The sequence below is a fragment of the Arenibaculum sp. genome (assembly GCF_035998295.1).
Lineage (GTDB): Bacteria > Pseudomonadota > Alphaproteobacteria > Azospirillales > Azospirillaceae > DASYHS01.
Window position 1 is genome coordinate 1 of record NZ_DASYHS010000005.1, and the last position, 21,048, is coordinate 21,048.

Below are 21,048 nucleotides of genomic sequence, written 5' to 3' on the forward strand. Positions count from 1 at the left end.
CCTCACCCTCCCGCACTTTCAGTGCGGGCCCCTCCCTCTCCCGTTGCACGGGAGAGGGGTAGTTCTACTTGCGGCGGGCCATCGACTTGAGGGCGCGGCGCTCGCGGCGGTTCAGGGGCGGCTCGGCGGCGAGTTCGGCGACGACGGACGGCAGCATCGCCGTCAGGTCTAGGTCGTCCAGGATCGGGGCGGGGGTGGGCTTTGCCAGCTCGATCGCGGGCAGACGGCCGTTGCCCTTGCCGTTCATGCCGTGCAGCTGCATCAGACGGTCGATCGCGCGCAGCGCGTGGCCGGTCTGGCCGTTGGCGATCGAGTGCTCGACCAGGTGGGCCAGCCACGCCTCCAGGCGCTCGAACATGGCGGCGTGGCCGGCCTCGCGGGCGGCGGACAGCGTCGCCACCCGCTCGCCCATGCCGGGTTCGGCCAGTAGCGCCTCGCCCGCGGCCGGGTCGACGTAGCCGATCATGCGCGCCGCGGTGGCGGCGGTGGCACCGTTGGCGACCAGGCGGCAGAACAGATCCTGGCGGGGGTCGAGCGTCACGGGCCTGCTCCTTCCGATCGGGGAAGGACAATATGGAACAAAAAAGGAACATGGTCAACAGCCGATCGCGTCCGCCTTCCGCGCCATGCTTTGGAAACCTTCTGACACAAAAGGTGATTTGGGGGCGCCGCCGATTCTGTGGCAGAAAGGCGGACCGACCATCCCGAGGGGCGGGGTAGGTCCATTCTCACTTCACGGGTCCTGGGTCATGTGCGGAATCATCGGCATCATCGGCAATTCCGAGGTCGCGCCGCTGCTGGTGGAAGGGCTTAAGCGGCTCGAGTACCGCGGCTACGACAGCGCCGGGGTGGCGACGCTCGTCAACGGGCGGATCGACCGGCGGCGCGCCGAGGGCAAGCTCGTGAACCTGGAGCGCCGCATCGTCGAGCAGCCGCTGACCGGCGTCATCGGCATCGGCCACACCCGCTGGGCGACCCATGGCGGCCCGACCGAGACCAACGCCCATCCCCATGCGACCGAGCGCGTCGCCGTCGTGCACAACGGCATCATCGAGAACTATCTCGACCTGAAGCAGGAGCTGGTCGCCGAAGGCCACGTCTTCGAGACGGAGACCGACACCGAGGTGATCGTCCACCTCGTGAGTTTCCATCTCGGCCGGGGCCTGGGTCCGGTCGAGGCGGCGGCGGCGACGCTGAAGCGCCTGCAGGGCGCGTTCAGCCTGGCGCTGATCTTCGCCGGCGAGCACGATTTGATGATCGGCGCGCGCCGGGGCACGCCGCTGGCCGTCGGCTACGGCAACGGCAACGGCGAGATGTACCTCGCCTCCGACGCCTTCGCGCTGGCGCCGCTGACGAACCGGCTCAGCTACCTGGAGGACGGGGACTGGGCGGTCGTGACCCGGTCCGGCGTGCGGATCTTCGACGAGCAGGACCGCGAGGTCGAGCGCAAGATCAGCATCTCCAGCATCTCCGGCGCGCTGATCGGCAAGGGCGAGCACCGCCACTTCATGCTGAAGGAGATCTTCGAGCAGCCGCAGGTGATCGGCGACACGCTGAACGCCTTCGTCAACGCGTCGACGGGGGAGATCCGGCTGCCCGAGCTCGGCTTCGACCCGGCCGAGGTGCCGCGCATCACGATCGTCGCCTGCGGCACCGCCTACTATGCCGGCATGGTCGCCAAGTACTGGTTCGAGCAGGTGGCGCGGGTGCCCGTCGACCTCGACATCGCGTCGGAGTTCCGCTACCGCGAGGCGCCGCTCGCCCCTGGCGGGCTGGCGGTCGTCGTCTCGCAGTCCGGCGAGACGCTCGACACGCTGGAGGCGCTGCGCTACTGCCGGCGCCAGGGGCAGCGGGTGCTGTCGGTCGTCAACGTGCCCGAGAGCACGATCGCGCGCGAGTCCGACGGCGTCCTGTACACGCTGGCCGGCCCGGAGATCGGCGTCGCCTCGACCAAGGCGTTCACGACGCAGCTCACCGTGCTGGCCTGCCTGGTGGTGGCGGTCGCGCGGGCGCGCGGCGCCATATCGGCCGAGCGCGGGGCCGAGCTGGCGGCGGCGCTGCGCGAGGTCCCGGCCCGCGCGGTCGAGGTGCTGCACCACGACGAGCGGCTGCGCGCGCTGGCGCACGACTTGGCCGAGGCGCGCGACGCGCTGTATCTGGGCCGCGGCACCGGCTACCCGATCGCGCTGGAGGGCGCGCTCAAGCTGAAGGAGATCTCCTACATCCACGCCGAGGGCTACGCCGCCGGCGAGATGAAGCACGGCCCGATCGCGCTGATCGACGAGGCGGTGCCGGTGATCTGCGTGGCACCCAGCGACGGGCTGTTCGAGAAGACGGTGTCCAACCTGCAGGAGGCGTCGGCGCGCGGCGGGCGGGTCCTGCTGCTCTCGGACGCCAAGGGGCTGGCGCGGTTCGGCGGCAAGGTCCGCTGGTCGGTCGAGCTGCCGGCGGTCGACCCGTTCGTGGCGCCGATCCTCTATGCGATCCCGATGCAGCTCCTGGCCTACCACACCGCGGTCGCCAAGGGCACCGACGTCGACCAGCCGCGCAACCTCGCCAAGAGCGTCACGGTGGAGTAGGGGCGGCTCTGAGTTGCGCCGCGTCTCTGTGGTTCTATTCCAGGACTTTTCTCCGCAGAGGGCACCCGCTCGGGCGTCGTCACAACGACGGTTGGCCGCTCACTGGGGCCGGTCAGAACTGGGGCCGGTCAGACGTGAAGCCAGAAGGCTGGCTCGGTCGACCTGATCACGGCCCTCAACTCGGCCTGACTGCGATGAACCTGCTCCTTCTCGCCCACGCGGCGCTGCGCATGTAATGCTGGTTGCGACTGCCTGAAACCACCGGGACTTGACAACCCTCCAGACATGTGACTCGCACTTTGATAGCTGCGATGCTTGACTTCGGGTGCGGCGGAGGGGCTCACTTAGACATCCTGATTTGGCTAGCCCCGTGCATGACTTCTCCCCGCCGTATCGGCTTCTTGCTGATCCCTGAGTTTTCGATGATGGCGCTGGCATCGGCGAGCGAGCCGTTGCGGGCGGCCAATCTAATTTCCAGCGAACGGCTCTATCAGTGGGAACTTGTCGGGCTTGCGCATGAGCCGGTGACGTCTTCGTCCGGCTTCACGATCGTGCCGGACTACGACCTGACCGATACTCCGAAGTACGACCTTGTCATCGTCATCGCGAGTCTCAACGTCCGGGAGGTACGCCACTCTCACCTCTTCGAGTGGCTGCGGCGCCAGGCGCGGTATGGAACGCGCCTTGCAGCCGTCAGCACAGCCAGCTGGCTGCTGGCGCGGGCGGGCCTCCTGTCCGGTCGACAATGCACGATACACTGGGAAATGCTGCGCGCCTTTCAGGATGAGTTTCCGGACCTGCGGGTAGAAAGGGCGCTTTACACCGATGATGGCGACATCCTGACCTGTGCGGGCGGAACCTCGGCTCTCGACATGATGCTGTCCTACATCGCACAAGACCACGGGCCGGATCTTGCGGCGGCCATTGCCGAGAACTTCCTGCACAGCCGCATCAGGCCAGCAGCGGAAGAGCAGCGAATGTCCGTGCAGTGGCGCTTCGCCGTCACGGACGGGCGACTGGCCAGGGCGATCGCCCTCATGGAAGAACATATGGACGCTCCGGCGTCGCCGCAGGCCATTGCCGACATCGTCGGCATCAGCAGCCGACAGATGGAGCGCCTGTTCCAAAAGCACTTCGGCAAGGCACCTGTACGGTTTCATCTGGAACTGCGCCTGATGCACGCCCGCAAGCTGTTGCAGCAGTCCACCGACAGTATCCAGATGGTCGCGCACAAGTGCGGCTTTTCATCGCCCTCCCATTTCGGACGAGCCTACCGGGAACGGTTCGGCTCGACGCCGGGACAGGAGCGGCGAGGGCATCCCCAATAGGCCATGTCGCTCTGGTAACACTCTTCGTCGATCCCGCACCACGCCCCGTTGCTCGCCACGTGCTACTCCTCGTCATACACAACCAAGCACCGCCGTCGTTTACGGCACATAACGTGGCAAACCTACAGATCCGGGTAACCGGACGTGCCGCCACAGGGGATGAAACATGGAAACTCTCGCATTCATTGCGGGGAACCTGCCTCTTGTCGGGCAGCTGACCATCGAGCATGTTTCGATCGTCAGTGTCGCTGTGGGGCTAGCTATCCTCACCGGCGTGCCCATCGGTATCGCCATCACGCAGAACCGGAAGGTCGCGGACGCGGTGCTCTACACTGCGGGGATGGTGATGACCATCCCGTCCATCGCCCTGTTCGGCGTTCTGATCCCCATTCTGTCGGTCATCGGCCAGGGGATCGGCTATCTCCCGGCCATGGTCGCGGTGCTGTTGTACAGCCAGCTTCCGATCATCCGAAACACCTATACCGCAATTATCAACGTCGACCCCGCCCTGCGCGAAGCGGCGCGCGGCATGGGCATGAAGCCGATGCAACGGCTGTTGCGCGTCGAGATTCCCTTGGCCGTGCCGGTGATCATGGCCGGCGTCCGCACCGCCGTGATCATCAACATCGGCGTAACCGCCATCGCCGCCTATATCGGGGCGGGCGGCCTCGGCACGCTGATCAGCCGGGGTATCAGTCAGACCGACCCACGCCAACTCGTCGCCGGCGCACTGGCCGTCAGCCTGCTTGCCATCGCCGCGGACTTGGGGCTGCTGTGGGTCCAAAAACGCATGACGCCGACAGGCCTCCGCGTATGAGCGGAGGCTGCACGACAGCAACCGGCGCATCAGGGAAAGGCTTTTCGTCCATGATCAAGCTCGACAACCTGACCAAGATCTTCAATACGCCGTCCGGGCCTATCGTCGCCGCCGAGAACGTGTCGATGGACGTGCCGGAAGGCGAGATCTGCATCCTGCTGGGCCCGTCGGGCTGCGGCAAGACGACGGCGCTGAAGATGGTCAACCGGCTGATCCCCAAGACGTCGGGCAAGATCTTCATCGGCGGCAAGGACACCGACGGCATCGACGTGACCGAACTGCGCCGCAACATCGGCTACGTCATTCAGCAGATCGGCCTGTTCCCGAACATGACGGTGGTGGACAACGTGTGCGTGGTTCCTGACCTGCTGGGCTGGGACAGGCGCAAGAGCCGAACCCGCGCCAAGGAGCTGCTGGAACTGGTCAACCTCGACCCGGCGATCTTCGTCGACCGCTTTCCCAAGGAGCTTTCGGGCGGCCAGCAGCAGCGCGTCGGCGTCGCCCGCGCCCTGGCGGCCGACCCGCCGGTGATGCTGATGGACGAGCCGTTCGGCGCCATCGATCCCATCAACCGCGAGGTCATCCAGGACGAATTTCTGAAGATGCAGAAGACCCTGCGGAAGACCATCATGTTCGTCAGCCACGATATCGACGAGGCGGTGAAGATGGGTGACAAGATCGCCATCTTCCGCGCCGGCAGGCTGGTCCAGTACGACTCGCCGGACAATGTGCTGGCCCACCCGAAGGACAGCTTCGTCGCCGACTTCGTCGGCTCCGACCGGACGCTCAAGCGGCTGCGCCTGATCAGCGTCGCCGAGGCCATGCTGAAGGTGCCGGCGGTGACGGCGGAGACGGCGCTGGAAGAGGTCACGGCAATCCTTCGAGACGGAGGCCATGAAGCGGCCATCGTGGTTGATGCCGACGGCCGGACCGACGGCTTCGTGTCCTCCGAGATTGCGGAATCACGGCGCGGCCTGGTCGGCGACCATCGCTCCCGCCTTCCCGCCACGGTCGACGTCGATGCCGACCTGCGCACCGCCGTGTCGCTGATGTTCACCCACGACATCGGCTGGCTTGCCTGCACCGACGGCGAAGGGCGCTACAAGGGCATCGTGACGCAGCCGGGAATTACGCACCTTCTGGGCCGCACCTACGGAGCCTCTTCGCGCCGCGCTCCCACGGCACCTGCGATGGCCACAGACTGACGCGTCGGGGAAAGCTGAAATGCGCGCCTCCGCCCTCACCTTTCGTCGTCCCCCGGCGGCCATGCGGTTTCTCATCCCGCTAGGCGCCTTCGGGCTCGGCGCGATCGCCAGCGCCAACGGGCTGATCACGGACATTCTGGACTACTGGGAAGACATCGTCTTCCTGTCCGGCCAGCACATGGAACTGGTGCTGACGGCGGGCGGCTTGGCGATCGCGACAGGCGTACCCCTCGGCGTCCTGCTGTCCCGGCCGCACCTGCGGCGCGTGGCCGAAACGATCATGCAAACACTGAACATCGGCACGACCATCCCGACGTTGGCCGTGCTTGCCTTGTCCATGACGTTGCTGGGCTTGGGTTTCGTGCCTGCCGTCTTCGGACTGTGGCTGGCGACCCTCCTGCCCATCACGCGCAACGCCTATACCGGCCTTCTGGAGGTGCCTGCTCACCTGAAGGAGGCGGCGACCGGCATGGGCATGACCCCGCTGCAGATGCTGTGGCGGGTGGAACTGCCCAACGCGCTGTTCGTCATCTTCGCCGGTATCCGCACCGCACTGGCCGTCTGCGTCGGCACCGCACCGCTCGCTTTCCTGATTGGCGGCGGCGGCCTCGGCGAACTGATCTTCACGGGAATCGACCTTAGCGATCCGGGAATGATGCTCGCCGGAGCCATACCGACCGCCCTCCTGGCGTTCTTGACCGACTTCGCGATCGGGCGCTGCCAGATGTGGCTGGTACCTCGCGGCGTGAACCCGCTGCGCTGACCACCGCTCTGCCGAAAACTAGAACCTCAACAGGGAGAAACATTCCATGCGCACCTTCCGACCCTTCGCCTTTCTTGCAGGCGCAGTCACAGCCGCACTCCTGGGAACCTCGGCCATGGCGGCCGACACCATCGTCGTCGGTGGCAAGAACTTCACCGAGCAACAGCTCCTGGCGGAGATGACCGCTCAGTATCTTCAGGCCAAGGGCTATGAAGTCGACAAGAAAGCCGGTATGGGCTCCGCCGTGGTCCGCCAAGCTCAGGAGAACGGTCAGGTCGACCTTTACTGGGAATACACCGGCACCTCGCTGATCAACTACAACAAGGTCACCGACAAGCTGCCGGCGGACGAGGTCTACAAGCGGGTCAAGGAACTTGATGGCGCCAAAGGCTTGGTCTGGCTGAACCCGTCGAAGGCCAACAACACCTATGCTCTCGCCATGCAGAAGGGCGAGGCCGCGGAGATGGGTATCTCCAGCATTTCGGACTTGGCCAAGGCTGTGAACGACGGCAAGGGCCTGACGCTCGCCTCCAACGCCGAGTGGTATGCCCGCGACGACGGCCTGAAGCCGCTTCAGAAGACCTACGGCTTCGAGTTCGACCGCTCCGACGTCAAGCGCATGGACTCCGGCCTGACCTATCAGGCGCTGAAGGAAGACCAGGCCGATATCGCCCTCGTCTTCGCGACCGACGGTCGCATTCCCGCCTTCAACTTCCTGGTGCTCAAGGACGACAAGGGGTTCTTTCCCAACTATGCGCTGACGCCGGTGGTGCGGGAAGAGACGCTCAAGAAGCACCCCGAACTGGCCGAGCTGATGAACGCCCTGTCGGCGAAGCTGGACGACGACATCATATCGTTCCTCAACGCTCAAGTCGACGTCGAGAGGAAGACCATCGAGGACGTCGCCGCCGACTTCCTCAAGTCGCAGAACATGATCTAACGGCCTCTCGGGCTCAGGGGCCGGACCTTCCGGCCCCTCCCTTCCCAGGATTTTCCCAATGAGCCTGTCCCCCCGCCACCCTCTTCGCGTCGCTGCCGCTCAGACGCACAGCCATCTCGGTGACCTTGAGGCCAATCTCAAGGATCACTTGGCCATCATCGATGCGGCCCGCAGCCAGGGCATCGAAGTGCTCCTGTTTCCGGAGATGTCCCTAACCGGTCATTCCGCCGGTCCTGACACGCCTCGTCTAGCCATCACTCGGGATTCCGAACAGGTCCGGCAACTGGCCGAGGCCGCGGGTTCGATGACCGTCATTTTCGGCCTGATCGAAGAAGGCATCGCCGCGCAGTTCTACAACAGCGCCTTCGCCGTCCGGGAAGGCGAGTTGATTTTCATCCACCGCAAGCTCTCTCTGGCAACCTACGGGCAGCTGGAGGACGGAAAATATTTCGCCGCCGGACGCTTCGTCGAGACCATTCACTTCGATAACGCTTGGCGGGCCGGCCTGCTGATCTGCAACGACCTGTGGAACCCGGCGATGGTTCACCTGGCGGCCTTGCATGGCGCAACACTTCTATTTGCCCCCATCAGCTCGGCCGCCGAGGCAGTCGGCGGAGAATTCGACAATCCCGGCAACTGGGAGGTGAACCTGCGCTTCTACGCCATGACATATGGCATGCCCGTGGTCATGGCCAATCGCGTTGGACGCGAAGGCTCTTTGTCCTTCTGGGGCGGCTCGCGAATACTGGATCCCTTCGGGAGGACGCTGGCGACAGCGCAGGGGGACGAACCCCAACTGGTCGTTGCCGACCTCAACTATGAGCGGGTGCGCGAGGCGCGCTTTCTTCTGCCAACAGTCCGGGATTCCAACCTGAGCCTCCTGCTGCGTGAGGGGAACCGCCTCGCCGAAACCATAGGCATTCCAGATACTATCAGGAGCGCGCGATGAACCGTCTCGCCGCGACCGCCCCCGAAGCCGGACAAGATTATCTGCTCGATGCGGAGGCTCGCGCCTTTCGCCACGAAGTACGCGCCGCAATGGCGCGGGAACTGGCGCCGCTAGCCGAGGCCATCGAAAACGACAACGACTGGGAAGCCGTCAAGACCGGCATCGCCGCGCTTGGTCGCGCGGGCTATCTCCGACCGATGTTTCCCGACCACTATTCCGGCCCCCTATCGGCTCCGGGACTCGTCCACCAGACGATCGTGTCGGAAGAAGCCGCGGCGGTGAACTACGCCTTCGAAACGACGATCGGCAGCGCTCTGTCATGCGCATACCCGCTGGCCCACCATGCCGCCCCGGCTGTCCGGGACGCCCGTTTGGCTGGCATCCTTGACGGCACCGAGATCGGGGCCATCTGCGTCACGGAACCGAACGTCGGCTCCGACAGCGCCGGAATGGAGACCCGCATCCGGTTCGACGAAACGGCCCGGGAATGGGTCATCGACGGCTTCAAGCGCTACATCTCCAATGCCTCGGTCGCCGACACCTACATCGTCTACGGCATCACCGACGACACCGTCCCGGCGCAGAAGGGGATGACAGCGCTCGTCGTTCCGGCCGGGACGTCCGGAATGACCTTTCCGCGCACCTACACCTTCATGGGACGGCGCGGCTGCATCGTCGGCGAAGTGGCGTTCGAAAACTGCCGCGTCCCCGAAGACCACTTGCTGGGCAAGGAAAACGGCGGCTTCCGCATCATGCTCGAGATGTTCAACTTCGAGCGGATCATCCTCGCCGGGGCCGCCCTTGGCGTCGCCCGTACCGCCTTCTCGATTGCCACCCAGCACGCGCAGACGCGCGATAGCTTCGGCCAGAAATTGGGCTGCAAGCAGCTCATCTGGGACATGGTGGCGGAGATGAGCTGGCGCATCGACAGCGCCGAACTGCTGACCTACCGCGCCGCCCAGATGTACGACCGCGGCGTCTCCGGCAAGGAGCTGATGAAGCCCGCGGCCATGGCGAAGCTGGTGGCAACCGAGATCGCCTGCTTCTGCGCCGACAGGACCGTCCAGATCCTCGGCGGTGACGGCATCACCAAGGAATATGGTCGCGCGGAGCAGCTTTTCCGCGACACCCGGGCCATGCCGATCGTCGCCGGCACCACCGAGATGGCGAAATATCTCATCGCCAGCCGCGACCTGCCGAACATCAAGCCAAACCTCTGAGCTCGCTCTAGGAGCCGTCCGTCATGGACATCGCAACCATCTTCCTTCAGTCGGCGGAGCGCTACCCCGACCACTTGGCGCTGGTGTTCGAGCGCCGCCGCTGGACATACCGTCAATGGCACGACCGGGTCGCCCGCTTCGCCCAGGCGCTGGCCGACCTGGGCGTTAGGCCGGGCGACCGCGTGGCCTTCTACGTCAGCACCTCGGAAAGTTCCGTTACCACCTACTTCGCCTGCCAGCTTCTGTCTGCGGTGGCGGTGCCGCTGAATTTCCGGCTCGCTCCCGCAGAGGTGGAGTACATCGTCCGCGACAGCGGTGCCCGCGTCATGGTCTACGGGTCTCACCTGACCAAGAACGTCCTCAGCGTGGCGGCGCAGGTTCGCAGCATCCACGACTGGATCTCTTGCGCCGACGACCCGGCCGACGTGCCGGAGGGGCACCATCACTTCGAGACCCTGGCCGAGCAAACCGCGGACAGCCGTCAACAGCGGCCGACCCCGGGCGAAAGCGCGCTGTCGGCGCTGGTCTACACGTCGGGCACCACGGGCCGCCCAAAAGGCGTCATGCACACCCATGGGAACGATGCCGCCATCGCCATGAATTGCATCATGGAGTACAGCCTCTCGCACGACGATGTGGCGCTGCACATCGCGCCGCTCTATCACGTCGGCGGCATGCAGGCCTACTTCATCCCGCACATGATGGTCGGCGCGACCAACGTCGTCCTCGGCCGCTACGACACCCTCAAGACGCTGGAGACCGTCCAGTCCGAGCGTATCACCACGCTTTTCGCGGTGCCCACCCAGATCGTCGACATGCTGTTCCATCCCCGCTTCAAGGAATTCGACGTCTCGTCCCTGCGGGTGATCACGACGGGAGGTGCCGCCATCGCCGCCAGCACGATGGAACGGGTGATCGCCGAACTGTGTCCCAACATCTACAACGGCTACGGCATGACGGAGGCAAGCCTTACTCTCCTCCTGCATCCGCAAGACGCCCTGGCGCACCTTGGTTCGTGCGGTCAGCCGACGCTGATCTCCAGTTGTCGCGTCATCCGCAACGACCCCGACCGCATCGTCTCCCCCGACGAACTCGCACAGCCGGGAGAAGTAGGCCAGTTGATCGTCAAAGGGCCGCAGGTCATGGCCGGGTACTGGAACAAGCCGGGAGAAACGGGCAAGAAGCTCCGCGACGGCTGGGTCTACACCGGTGACCTTTTCCTTCGCGACATTGAGGGATTCTACTACTTCAAAGGTCGCGCCGACGACATGATCGTCTCTGGCGGCGAAAACATCTATCCGCGCGAGGTGGAAGAGGTTCTCTATCGTTGTCCCGGCGTTCAGGAGGCCGCCGTCGTCGGGCTGCCCGATGCGAAATGGGGGCAGCGGGTGACCGCAGTCATCGTCGCGAGTGACCCTGATCTTACCGAAAACGCCGTCATCGACTTCACCAAGAACTGCGGCGCGATCGCCTCCTACAAGTGCCCGAAGCAGGTCGTGTTCATAGACAGCCTGCCGACCAACCCGTCGGGCAAGGTCGTCCGCCAGGAACTCCTGGCGCGGCTGCTCCGCAGCGAAGAGGCCGCCTGATGGGCGAGCCGGTTCTCTTCGAACAGGACGGCGGGGTCGTCCTGCTGACCCTGAACCAGCCGGAAACGCGTAACGCGATCACGGATATCGCCATGGTCGATGCGCTCGTCGCCGCATGCGGGCGGGTGCAGGGCGACGGCAGTGTCCGATGCGTCATCGTGACGGGCGCCGGCAAGGGCTTCAGTTCCGGCGGCAACATAAAACACATGCGTGATCGCGTGGGCACCTTCGACGGGTCTGCTGCGGAGGTCCGCGACAACTACCGACGCGGCATACAGCGCGTCCCCAAGGCTCTGTACGACCTTGACGTCCCGACGATCGCGGCGGTGAACGGCCCGGCCTACGGCGCGGGATGCGACCTGACGCTGATGTGCGATATCCGCATCGCCGCCGAGGAAGCCGTGTTCGCGGAAAACTTCGTCAAGATCGGCATCATTCCCGGCGACGGCGGGGCATGGCTGTTGCCCCGCGCCGTCGGCATGAGCCGGGCTGCCGAGATGACCTTCACCGGCGAGCCGGTCGATGCGCGGACGGCGCTCGAGTGGGGACTGGTGTCCCGGGTCGTTCCGCAGGCGGACCTTCTTCCCGCCGCCAAGAAACTTGCCGCCCACATCGCGACCAATCCGCCGCAGACTCTGCGCATGGCCAAGCGCCTTCTTCGCGAGGGGCAGCACACCCGTCTCGACACCCTGCTGGAGATGTCGGCCGCCTTCCAGGGCATCATTCACCACACCCAAGATCACGAGGAGGCCCTCTCGGCACTGCTGGAAAAGCGTCCGCCGAGCTTCAGCGGCCGGTGACATGGCGAACGCAGCGATCGAGTTCATTCACGGCCTCACCTACGGCGACCTGCCGCCGTCGGTCGTCCACCAAGCCCGCAGGTGTCTTCTCGACCTGATAGGCGTTGCTGTCGCCGGACGTTCGACGGCCCTGTCCCGGCTGGCGTGCGACTTCGCCGCCATGCACATGGGACGCGGCGATGGGCCCCAGTCCCGCCTGCTTTTCGACGGACGCGGCGTCTCCCCGACCGGAGCCGCCTTCGCCGGAGCAGCCACCATCGACAGCTTCGACGCGCACGACGGTCATCGTTTGACCAAAGGCCATGCCGGCGTCGCCGTTCTTCCTGCCCTTCTGGCCTACGCGGATGCCGACTTTCCAGTGTCGGGCGAAGAGTTCCTGGCCTGCCTCGTCCTCGGCTATGAAATCGGCACACGCGCCGGAATCGCACTGCATGGTTCCGTCAGCGATTATCACACCTCGGGAGCCTGGAACGCCTTGGCCTGCGCCGCGATTGGCGCACGGCTCATGGGCCTGGGCCATGGTCAGACCCGCCACGCTCTGGGGATTGCCGAGTATCATGGCCCCCGCAGCCAGATGATGCGCTGCATCGACCACCCGACCATGGTCAAGGACGGCTCGGCCTTCGGCGCCTTGGCGGGCGTGTCGGCAGCCTATCTGGCTCGTGCCGGCTTTACGGGCGCTCCGGCTGTCACTGTCGAACGGTGCGATCCTACCTTGTGGATGGACCTTGGCAGCCGCTGGACCATCATGGAGCAGTACTTCAAGCCCTATCCCGTTTGCAGGTGGGCGCAGCCCGCCATCGAAGCCGCACTTGCCCTGCAACGCGCTCTCGGGCTCTCCGTCGACCGCATCGAGGGGCTCCGCATCCACACCTTCCACGAGGGCACGCGACTGGCGGCAAGAAAGCCGTCGACGACCGAAGAGGCGCAATACTCAACTCCCTTCGCCGTGGCCGCCGCGCTCGTGCACGGGCGGCTCGGGGCGTACGAGATCAGCGGAGAAGCCCTCGCTCATTCCGACGTGCTGAGACTTGCCGCCCAGGCGGAAGTCATCGAAGATCCCGCCTTGAGCGCCCTTTTTCCAGACGCGCGCTGGGCCCGTGTCAACTTCCTGGTCGACGGACACTGGGTCGCCGGCGAGCCTCGTCCGGCGCGCGGCGACCCTGAATTCTCGCTCTCTGATCACGAGCTCATGACGAAGTTCACCGAACTGTCGGAGCCGCACCTTCCGCCCGGGCGCAGAGCCGCAATAACCACGCTGGCCGCAATGCTTCCGGCCGGTGATATGGCGGAGTTTCTAGAGCACCTGCTCTCCCCCACGTAATTGTTTGCTGGCGGAACATTGTCGGGACCGGCGAGCGCGGATGAGCGGCGTATCGCCTGCGAGCTGCGCCGATCCGCACTACGCGACATAATAATTCTAGAAGAGGGATATTCAATGCTCCGCGCAAAGCAATCATCAGCGACAACGACGGATTTCGGCGGCCGTTTTTAAGCTGGCTGAGATGGCCGACCGAAATTCCTGCGATGGGCCAACTCCTCCTGGGAGATCCCCTGATCTTCTCTGAGGCGACGCAAGATGGCGCCGAACTCTCTCGATGGATGCATCGCGCCACGGCGCGGCATTGGGCTTGATAATAGAGTCCGAAACAGGCGGCTAAAGTCCAAGACAGCTGGCTAGCGCCCTCGATGGCATCGCGTAGCGCCATTGGCGTGTGAGCAGGCAGATTGTCCAGGACCACGATGTCGCCGGGCGACAGCGTCGGCACCAGCACCTGCTCGACATAGGCCAGGAAGGCCGACCCATTCATGGCGGCATCGAGGAGGATGCCGCCCTTCAGCCCCGATCGGCGCGGAGCGCGCGGCGGGCGATCTCGGCGATCAGGTCCGGCAGGACCTCGAACGCGTAGGGGGTGTGCAGGCGCTCGAGGGGGGTGTGGTAGTCGCGGCCCCAGGGTCCGGCGTTGACGATGGGGATGCCGCCCACGGCCGGCCCCTCGGGCCAGGAGATGCCGGCGCCCCAGGCGGGGGTGTCGGCCGCGATTGCCGGCACGGACGTCTCGTCCGCCTGACCGAGGAAGCTCATGTCGGAGATGCCGGGGAAGTGGTTCATCAGCCGGATCGACGTGCCACGGCGCGCCGCGACGGCCGCTGCCGCCTCTTCGGTGGCGCGGGCGAGCCTGCGGGCGGCGGGGTCGTCCCCGAGACGCGTGGGCAGGTAGGGCATGGAGGCCAGGCCGAGGACCACCGCCGGTCCCGACCGGCCGCTGAGTTCCCAGGCGCGCTCGGTCACGACCCGGCACTGCTCGGGCAGGTCCAGGCCGCTCGATGCCGCGTCCCGCGCCAGGTCGGCCAGGAGGCCGGCCGTCGCGTCGGAGCGGGCCTCGACCTCGCGGCGCAGCGCCGCGAAGGTCAGGACTTCCACCGTCGGTGCGGCGTCCGCCTCGATGGAGAGCGCGCCGGCGCGCCGGGCTCGCAGCCGGTCGGCCAGCCCCGCGGCGGCACGGGCGACCAGCCGTTCCATGGTTGCGAGGACCTCGGCGTAGCCGCGCCTCTGGGTCATCACGTTCCAGAACATCCAGACCCGCTCGGGGGTCGTGACGTCGTAGGCGCGCTTGCTGTCCTTCATGCCGAGCAGCGTGGTGCCGGCCGCCACTTCCGCGCCCGTCCGCTCCAGCAGCTCGGGCGCCCATTCGACCTCGGCTGCGAGCGCGCCCGCGAGCGCACAGGCGTTGATCCCGCCGAAGGCATTGGAGGCGTGCACGGCCTGGCCCACCACGAGCGCGCTCGGCAGCAGCTTGCCAACAGTGCCGAGTGCCACTGCCCGACCCTCGGCCCCGTCCTCGTCGTCGATCAGGGCATCGAGGTTGATGGCACCGACCAGTTCCAGCCCCAGACGCGCGGCGATGCCGGGCAGCGCCGGGGCGGCCGCGCGGGCGCCGGCCGAATTGACCTCCTCGTCCGGGACGCCCAGAAACAGCAGGTTTCCCTCCAGCGCGGGGTCGCGCGCCGCTTCTTCCATCGCCGCCAGGCCGGCGGCCAAGCCGGCCTTCATGTCCAGGAGCCCTCGGCCCGGCAGGAAGTCCGGGCCGTCCAGGTCGGCCAGGGCGCGTCGCTCGGCCCCGGTGATCGTTCCAGTGGCGGCCCCGGCGCGGAGCCTGGCGAGCAATGCCGGCTTCAGCGCATCGGGCCGGCAGGCGAGCGGCGCCAGGTCACCGTAGTCCTCGACATGCACGGTATCGAAATGGCCGGTCAGCACCATCGTCCGGGCATCTCGCCCGCGCAGCAGCGCGCAGACGCAGGCGCGGCCGGGCAGGCCCGGCACGGGAATCGTCCAGACCTCCAAGGGCCGGTCGGCGAAGGCCGGGCTGGCGCGCAAAAGCGTCGCGAGGCGGTCGGCGAAGCCGGCCTCGTCGGCGGTTCCGGTGACGCTTGGGATTTCGGTCAGGGCAATGGCCCAGCGGGCCGCGGCGGTGCGGGTGTCGGTGTTCATCTCCGGGCCTCTCCCCCGCGCGGGCATCGTCGTCGGGCGGCTGGAGTGTGCCCCCTCAGGAGACGGATTGCAACGCCCGCGCGAGGGCACCCAGGGCACCGAGTACCAGAAGATCCTGCTGTGGCGCCTGGACCTGCGGGGCCGGATATCCGCGCTGTTCGGGACGGTCGACTTGCTGCTGGCCCCGGTGCATCCTTTCGCACCGCTCACCCTCGCCACGATACGGACGCTGGGCGAGCAGCCGGAACTGATCGCGAAATTGCAGCGCCACACCTGTCCCTTCGACATGACCGGCCACCCGGCGCTGACGCTTCCCGGCGGCTTCTCGGCGGGCGGGCTGCCGATCGGGTTCCAGCTCGTCGCGGCGCGTCTGGGCGAGGCGACGCTGATCCGCGCCGGCGCCGCGTTCCAGGCCGTCACGTCCTGGCACCGCCGCCGGCCGCCAGCCTGAAGGAGGATCGCATGGACGCCAATCCCGCACTCTCCGGGCCGCGCATCTTCCACGGATGGCTCGTCGTCGCGGCCGCCTTCGCCGTGATGCTGATGGGCTTCGGCAGCGCCTACACGTTCAGCGCCTTCGTCGAGCCGCTGCAGGCGGAGTTCGCGGCCTCGCGCGGCTCGGTCTCGCTGGTCTTCTCGCTCGCGGGCTTCCTGTATTTCGGCATCGGGGTGGCGAGCGGGCCGCTGGCGGACCGCTTCGGGTCGCGCCCGATGGCGGTCGCCGGCATGGTCCTGGTCGCCGCGGGGCTGGCGCTGGCGAGTGCGGCGCGCAGCCTGACGGAGGTGTACGCCGCCTACGGGCTGGGCGTCGGGCTCGGCGTCGGCTTCTCCTACGTTCCCGTCCTGGGCGCGGTCCAGCGCTGGTTCGCCCGGCGGCGGGGCTTCGCCTCCGGCCTGGCGGTCAGCGGCATCGGCGTCGGCACGCTGGCCATGCCGCCGCTGGCCTCGTTCCTGATCGGGGAGCTGGGATGGCGCGGCGCCTATCTCGCGATCGGCGGGCTGGTCGCCGTCGTGGGGATCGGCGCGGCGCTGGCGATCGAGAGCGATCCCGACGCCCGGGGCCTGGGGCCCGACGGCGATCCCGTGCGCCCCGACGCGCAGGCGGCCCAACCGGGTTGGGAGTCGCCGGGCGGGGCGTCGATCCGCGACGCGGTCCTGTCCCGCCCGTTCATCGGCCTCTATCTCGCCTGCCTGTTGTCTTCGTTCGGGGTGTTCGTCCCGTTCGCGCATCTCGTGCCCTACGCCCTGGACCACGGCATCCCGCAGGGATCGGCCGTCGTCGTCCTGGGCATGATCGGCATCGGCAGCACCGCCGGGCGTTTCCTGCTCGGCGGGCTGGCCGACCGCATGGGCCGCCGCGCGTCCCTGCTGGCGATGTTCGCGGGCATGGCGCTCGCCCTGGGCGCCTGGGCGGGATCGACGGGCTTCTGGCCGCTCGCCGCGTTCGCGCTCGCGTTCGGCGCCTTCTACGGCGGCTGGGTGGCGCTGCTTCCCGCCCTGGTCGCGGACCAGTTCGGCGGGCGCAACATCGCCGGTATCATCGGCATCCTCTACACCAGCGTCGCCATCGGCACGCTGGTCGGCCCCAGCGCCGCCGGCTTCGCGTACGACGCCGGCGGCAGCTACGCACTGCCCATACTCGCAGGCGCGCTGGCGAACGTCGCCGCCGCCGGCGTCCTGTGGGGCACGAGCCGAAGCGCTACGGCCGGTTCGGCCCGGGACCGAACAGGGCGTTGATCTGCGCATGCGACATGGCGCCGTCCGCCAGGGGATCGGAGCGTCCGTCGCGCAGGAAGTCCCGGGTCAGCGCGGCGGCGCGGCCGAACAGGGACTGCAGGACCCCGGAGCCGGCGCTGAGCCGCCGCGCGCCGAGTGCGGCCAGCTCGGCCGCGGGCGGGACGCCCGGGCGGGCGAGGACGTTGAGCGGCAGGCCGGCCTCGGCCGCGACGGTGCGGATGTCGGCCGGGGCCAGGATGCCCGGCACGAACAGGCCGTCCGCGCCGGCCGCCCGGTAGCGCGCGGCGCGGGCCAAAGTCTCCTCGATCCGGGCTTCCTCGGCGACGAGGCCGCGCAGGAACACGTCCGTGCGTGCGTTGACGAAGAGGTCGACGCCGAGCCGGCGCGCCGCCTCCTTCGCGGCCCCGATCTTGGCCGCGAGCAGGTCCGGCGAGCCGGTCCCGTCCTCGATGTTGATGCCGACGGCGCCGGCGTCGACGACGCGCGCGATCATCCCGGCCACGCTCGCGGGATCGTCGGAATAGCCGCCCTCGACGTCGGCCGTCAGCGGCAGGGAGCTGACGCGCGCGATCAGGGCGACGGTCTCGGCGAGCCGGTCGACCGGCAGGGCGTCGCCGTCGGGATAGCCATGGGCCCAGGCCACGCCGGCGCTGGTCGTGGCGAGCGCCCGGGCGCCGAGGCTCTCGACCAGGCGGGCGCTGCCGCCGTCCCAGACATTGGCCAGGACCAGCAGGTCCGGTCCCCGGTGGAGATCGTGGAAGATGGCGGCGTGGTCCGTTCTGACGGGCATGGGGAACTCCTTCGACGATGAGAGATCAAGAAGCTTAGGACCGGTCGAACAGGCCGCCGGTAACGGGTTGGAGGCCGGCCACCCGCTCGTGCGCGAGGAGCCAGCGCTTGCGCCCGATCCCGCCGCCGTAGCCGGTCAGCGATCCGTTCGCGCCGATCACGCGGTGGCAGGGTACCACGACGCCGACGGGGTTGGCGCCGTTGGCCAGGCCGACGGCGCGCACCGCCGCGGGCCGCCCGATGCGGCCGGCGAGCTCGCGGTAGGAGATCGTGGTGCCGCAGGGAATGCGCCGCAGCTCGTCCCATACGCGCCGCTGGAAGGCGGTGCCGCCGGTCGCCACCGCCAAGCCGTCGATCGCGTCCAGGGCCCCCTCGAAATAGGCCCGCAGGGCCGCGCGGACCGTGGCGGGAGCCGGCGCCGGGGACAGGCGGAAGCCGCCCTCGCCGTAGTGGAGCCGCAGCAGCCGCAGCATCCGGGGCTCGAAATCGGTCCAGTCGACGGCGCGCAGGCACCCGGCCGCGTCCGTGACGGCCAGGAGTTCGCCGACCGGGGTCTCCATCCGGTCGAGGGCGAGGGCGAGCGGGTCACGCATGGCTGGTTTCCTTTCCCCCGCCCCGCGCAAGGGCGTCCGCCGTCCACAGGTGCTGCGCCGCATAGGCGCGCCACGGGCGCCAGGGTTCGGCCCGCCCCCGCAGTTCGGTCGCGGTCGGGCGCCTGCCGTCGGGGCCGGCGGCACCCCGCATCAGGCCGATGTCGCTCGCCGGAAAGGCGTCCGGCTCGCGCACGGCCCTGAGCGCGATGTAATGGGCCGTCCATTCGCCGACGCCGCGGATCGCGCGCAGCCGCGCCACCGTCTCCTCGACGCTGCCGAGCGGCTCGAACAGGCCGGGATCGGCGAGCACCGCCTCGGCCAGGGCGAGGAGCGCCGCCTTGCGCGCGCCGGGCATGCCGAGCGCCGAAAGGTCGGCCGCGGCGACCTGGGCCGGTGTCGGAAAGGCGAAGGCGAGCGCCGGGTCGCCGCGGTCGGCAGCGGCGATCGGCGTGCCGCACAGGCGCACGAGCGCGCCCGCGAGGCGGCGCGCCGCCTCGACCGTCACCTGCTGGCCGAGCACGGCGCGCACCGCGAGTTCGAACCCGTCCCATCCGCCAGGCGCCCTCAGGCCCGGCCGTTCGGCGACGAGTGGGGCCAGCAGCGGGTCCCTGGCGAGATGCGCGCCGATCGCCGCGATGTCCGCGCCGAGATCGAAGACGCGCCGGATGCGCGCGACGACCGAGGGCAGCCCCCGCACGCAGGGGACGCGGATCGTCGCCGAGAGGCTGGAGCGATGGGGCGCGTGCGCGATCTCGACCGTGCCGGGGGCGCCATCGTGCAGGACCGTGCGGCGGTAGACCTCCCCCTCGACGCGCTCGATGCCGGCGATCGCGCGGGCGCGCAGATAGGCCAGCATGGCCGGCCAGTCGTAGGGCGGGCGGTAGCGCAGCTCCACCGTGACGCCGGTCGCGGCGACCGTGCCCTCCGGCAGGGGCGTCACGCCCTTGCGCCGCAGCGCGCCGGGCGGGCGGCCGAAGAGGCGCTGGAAGGTCTCGTTGAAGCGCCGGACGCTGCCGAAGCCCGAGGCGAGCGCGACCTCGGCCATCGGCAGGCGCGTGTCGTGGATAAGCTGCTTCGCGAAGAGGACGCGGCGCGTCTGGGCGACGGCGATCGGCGAGGCGCCGAGATGCTGCTCGAACAGGCGGCGGAGCTGGCGCCCGCCGACGCCGAGACGCTCCGCGAGCCGCTCGACGCCGGCGTCCTCGCCGTCGAGTGCTCCCTCGGCGATCAGGGCGAGCCCGCGCGAGACGGTGTTGGAGGTGCCGCGCCAGGCGCCCAGATCGGGCGCCGTCTCCGGGCGGCAGCGCAGGCATGGCCGGAACCCGGCCTCCTGCGCGGCCGCGGCCGAGGCGTAGAAACGGCAATGCGCGGGCATCGGCGTGCGCGCCGGGCAGACCGGGCGGCAATAGATGCCGGTCGACGTCACGCCGACGAAGAGGCGGCCGTCGAAGCGGCGGTCGCGCGACTGGATCGCCCTGTAGCTGATCTCGGGGTCAAGCGGTTCCATCGGGCGACGATGCCACCGATCGGCGCCGCAGGCTCGCGGTTTTCGGACGCGATCGCCGCGCCATCAATCCCGATCAAGCGCGGGCGCGGGAAGGGCGCGTAGATTGGTCCCGCGCGGCCGGACGGCCCCGCGACACGACCCCGGAGCCGACCGACATGACCATCGAGCGTGACATCGACCTCGCGACCGCGTCCGCGGGCGGCATCGCCGAAGCGCTGCGGCGGCGCGAGGTGAGCGCGCGCGAGGTCGCGGACGCCGCCATCGCGCGGATCGAGGCGCTGGACGGGCCGGTCAACGCCGTGGTCGTGCGCGACTTCGAGCGCGCGCGGCAGAGCGCCGGGGCGGCGGACGCGGCCCTGGCGCGGGGCGACGGGGGAGCGCTGCTGGGCGTGCCCATGACGGTGAAGGAGGCGCACGACGTCGCCGGCCTGCCGACGACCTGGGGCCTGCCCGCCCATGCCGGCTGGATCGCCGCCGCGGACTCGGTCGCGGTCCGCCGGCTGAAGGCCGCCGGGGCCGTGATCCTGGGCAAGACGAACGTCCCGCCGTTCCTGGCCGACTGGCAGACCGCCAACCCGATCCACGGCCGGACCTGCAACCCCTGGGACCTCGGGCGCACGCCCGGCGGCTCGTCGGGCGGCAGTGCGGCGGCGCTTGCGGCGGGAATGGTGCCGCTGGAACTCGGCACCGACATGGCGGGGTCGATCCGGATCCCGGCGGCGTTCTGCGGCGTCTTCGG

At 68.3% G+C, this 21,048-nt stretch carries 19 protein-coding genes and 1 pseudogene; 14 read left to right on the top strand and 6 right to left on the bottom strand.

The window, feature by feature from the left end; genetic code table 11:
• Positions 1 to 64: 64 nt before the first annotated feature.
• Positions 65 to 541 carry a hypothetical protein gene (locus VGO20_RS00120; RefSeq protein ID WP_327500237.1) on the bottom strand — a complete coding sequence of 159 codons (477 nt, stop codon included), beginning with the start codon at positions 539 to 541 and terminating at the stop codon, positions 65 to 67.
• Positions 542 to 749: 208 nt separating this feature from the next.
• Between VGO20_RS00120 and glmS the strand changes: the two genes are divergently transcribed.
• The 11 genes from glmS to VGO20_RS00175 all read left to right on the top strand — a co-directional run bounded on the left by glmS (position 750) and on the right by VGO20_RS00175 (position 13,514).
• Positions 750 to 2,579 carry a glutamine--fructose-6-phosphate transaminase (isomerizing) gene (glmS, locus tag VGO20_RS00125; RefSeq protein WP_327500238.1) on the top strand — a complete coding sequence of 610 codons (1,830 nt, stop codon included), beginning with the start codon at positions 750 to 752 and terminating at the stop codon, positions 2,577 to 2,579.
• A gap of 374 nt (positions 2,580 to 2,953) precedes the next feature.
• On the top strand, positions 2,954 to 3,907 hold the full coding sequence (locus VGO20_RS00130) for a GlxA family transcriptional regulator (RefSeq protein WP_327500239.1): 954 nt from the start codon (positions 2,954 to 2,956) through the stop codon (positions 3,905 to 3,907).
• A gap of 166 nt (positions 3,908 to 4,073) precedes the next feature.
• Positions 4,074 to 4,724: an ABC transporter permease gene (locus tag VGO20_RS00135; protein ID WP_327500240.1), complete on the top strand. Its 651-nt coding sequence runs from the start codon at positions 4,074 to 4,076 to the stop codon at positions 4,722 to 4,724.
• 50 nt (positions 4,725 to 4,774) lie between these two features.
• A complete protein-coding gene (locus VGO20_RS00140; RefSeq protein WP_327500241.1) occupies positions 4,775 to 5,929 on the top strand; it encodes an ABC transporter ATP-binding protein in 1,155 nt (384 codons plus the stop codon).
• A gap of 19 nt (positions 5,930 to 5,948) precedes the next feature.
• Positions 5,949 to 6,692 carry an ABC transporter permease gene (locus VGO20_RS00145; RefSeq protein ID WP_327500242.1) on the top strand — a complete coding sequence of 248 codons (744 nt, stop codon included), beginning with the start codon at positions 5,949 to 5,951 and terminating at the stop codon, positions 6,690 to 6,692.
• Between the two features lie 46 nt (positions 6,693 to 6,738).
• Positions 6,739 to 7,632 (top strand): glycine betaine ABC transporter substrate-binding protein, encoded by an 894-nt coding sequence (locus VGO20_RS00150; RefSeq protein ID WP_327500243.1) that lies wholly within the window; start codon positions 6,739 to 6,741, stop codon positions 7,630 to 7,632.
• Positions 7,633 to 7,690: 58 nt separating this feature from the next.
• Positions 7,691 to 8,581, top strand: a complete 891-nt coding sequence (locus tag VGO20_RS00155; RefSeq protein WP_327500244.1) for a nitrilase-related carbon-nitrogen hydrolase — start codon at positions 7,691 to 7,693, stop codon at positions 8,579 to 8,581.
• Positions 8,578 to 9,801: an acyl-CoA dehydrogenase family protein gene (locus VGO20_RS00160; protein WP_327500245.1), complete on the top strand. Its 1,224-nt coding sequence runs from the start codon at positions 8,578 to 8,580 to the stop codon at positions 9,799 to 9,801. The genes VGO20_RS00155 and VGO20_RS00160 overlap by 4 nt, the downstream gene beginning before the upstream one ends.
• Before the next feature lie 23 nt (positions 9,802 to 9,824).
• Positions 9,825 to 11,390 (top strand): class I adenylate-forming enzyme family protein, encoded by a 1,566-nt coding sequence (locus VGO20_RS00165; RefSeq protein WP_327500246.1) that lies wholly within the window; start codon positions 9,825 to 9,827, stop codon positions 11,388 to 11,390.
• Entirely contained in the window at positions 11,390 to 12,190 is an 801-nt protein-coding gene (locus VGO20_RS00170; RefSeq protein WP_327500247.1) for a crotonase/enoyl-CoA hydratase family protein, read from the top strand. The genes VGO20_RS00165 and VGO20_RS00170 overlap by 1 nt, the downstream gene beginning before the upstream one ends.
• Position 12,191: 1 nt before the next feature.
• Entirely contained in the window at positions 12,192 to 13,514 is a 1,323-nt protein-coding gene (locus VGO20_RS00175; RefSeq protein WP_327500248.1) for an MmgE/PrpD family protein, read from the top strand.
• Positions 13,515 to 13,869: 355 nt separating this feature from the next.
• Here the strand turns inward: VGO20_RS00175 and VGO20_RS00180 are convergent.
• Positions 13,870 to 14,049 (bottom strand): annotated as a pseudogene (locus tag VGO20_RS00180) (IS630 family transposase); the annotation flags it as partial.
• A complete protein-coding gene (locus tag VGO20_RS00185) occupies positions 14,028 to 15,710 on the bottom strand; it encodes a M20/M25/M40 family metallo-hydrolase (RefSeq protein ID WP_414639758.1) in 1,683 nt (560 codons plus the stop codon). The gene VGO20_RS00185 and the pseudogene VGO20_RS00180, both read right to left, overlap by 22 nt.
• Positions 15,711 to 15,750: 40 nt before the next feature.
• On the opposite strand from VGO20_RS00185, the gene VGO20_RS00190 reads away from it, so the two are divergent.
• Entirely contained in the window at positions 15,751 to 16,134 is a 384-nt protein-coding gene (locus VGO20_RS00190) for an amidase family protein (RefSeq protein ID WP_327500250.1), read from the top strand.
• An 11-nt stretch (positions 16,135 to 16,145) separates the two neighbouring features.
• Positions 16,146 to 17,420 carry an MFS transporter gene (locus VGO20_RS00195; protein WP_327500251.1) on the top strand — a complete coding sequence of 425 codons (1,275 nt, stop codon included), beginning with the start codon at positions 16,146 to 16,148 and terminating at the stop codon, positions 17,418 to 17,420.
• Here the strand turns inward: VGO20_RS00195 and VGO20_RS00200 are convergent.
• From VGO20_RS00200 to VGO20_RS00210, 3 genes are read right to left on the bottom strand one after another with little or no spacing between them, the layout of a single operon-like run.
• Positions 17,383 to 18,210: an isocitrate lyase/PEP mutase family protein gene (locus VGO20_RS00200; RefSeq protein WP_327500252.1), complete on the bottom strand. Its 828-nt coding sequence runs from the start codon at positions 18,208 to 18,210 to the stop codon at positions 17,383 to 17,385. The two genes, VGO20_RS00195 and VGO20_RS00200, sit on opposite strands and share 38 nt — an antisense overlap.
• Positions 18,211 to 18,244: 34 nt before the next feature.
• On the bottom strand, positions 18,245 to 18,802 hold the full coding sequence (gene ogt, locus VGO20_RS00205; RefSeq protein WP_327500253.1) for a methylated-DNA--[protein]-cysteine S-methyltransferase: 558 nt from the start codon (positions 18,800 to 18,802) through the stop codon (positions 18,245 to 18,247).
• Positions 18,795 to 20,309 carry an AlkA N-terminal domain-containing protein gene (locus VGO20_RS00210; protein WP_327500254.1) on the bottom strand — a complete coding sequence of 505 codons (1,515 nt, stop codon included), beginning with the start codon at positions 20,307 to 20,309 and terminating at the stop codon, positions 18,795 to 18,797. Before VGO20_RS00210 ends, ogt begins: the two co-directional genes overlap by 8 nt.
• A gap of 155 nt (positions 20,310 to 20,464) precedes the next feature.
• Between VGO20_RS00210 and VGO20_RS00215 the strand changes: the two genes are divergently transcribed.
• Positions 20,465 to 21,048: amidase family protein (locus VGO20_RS00215; protein ID WP_327500255.1), on the top strand; the 584-nt coding region annotated here is incomplete at its 3' end.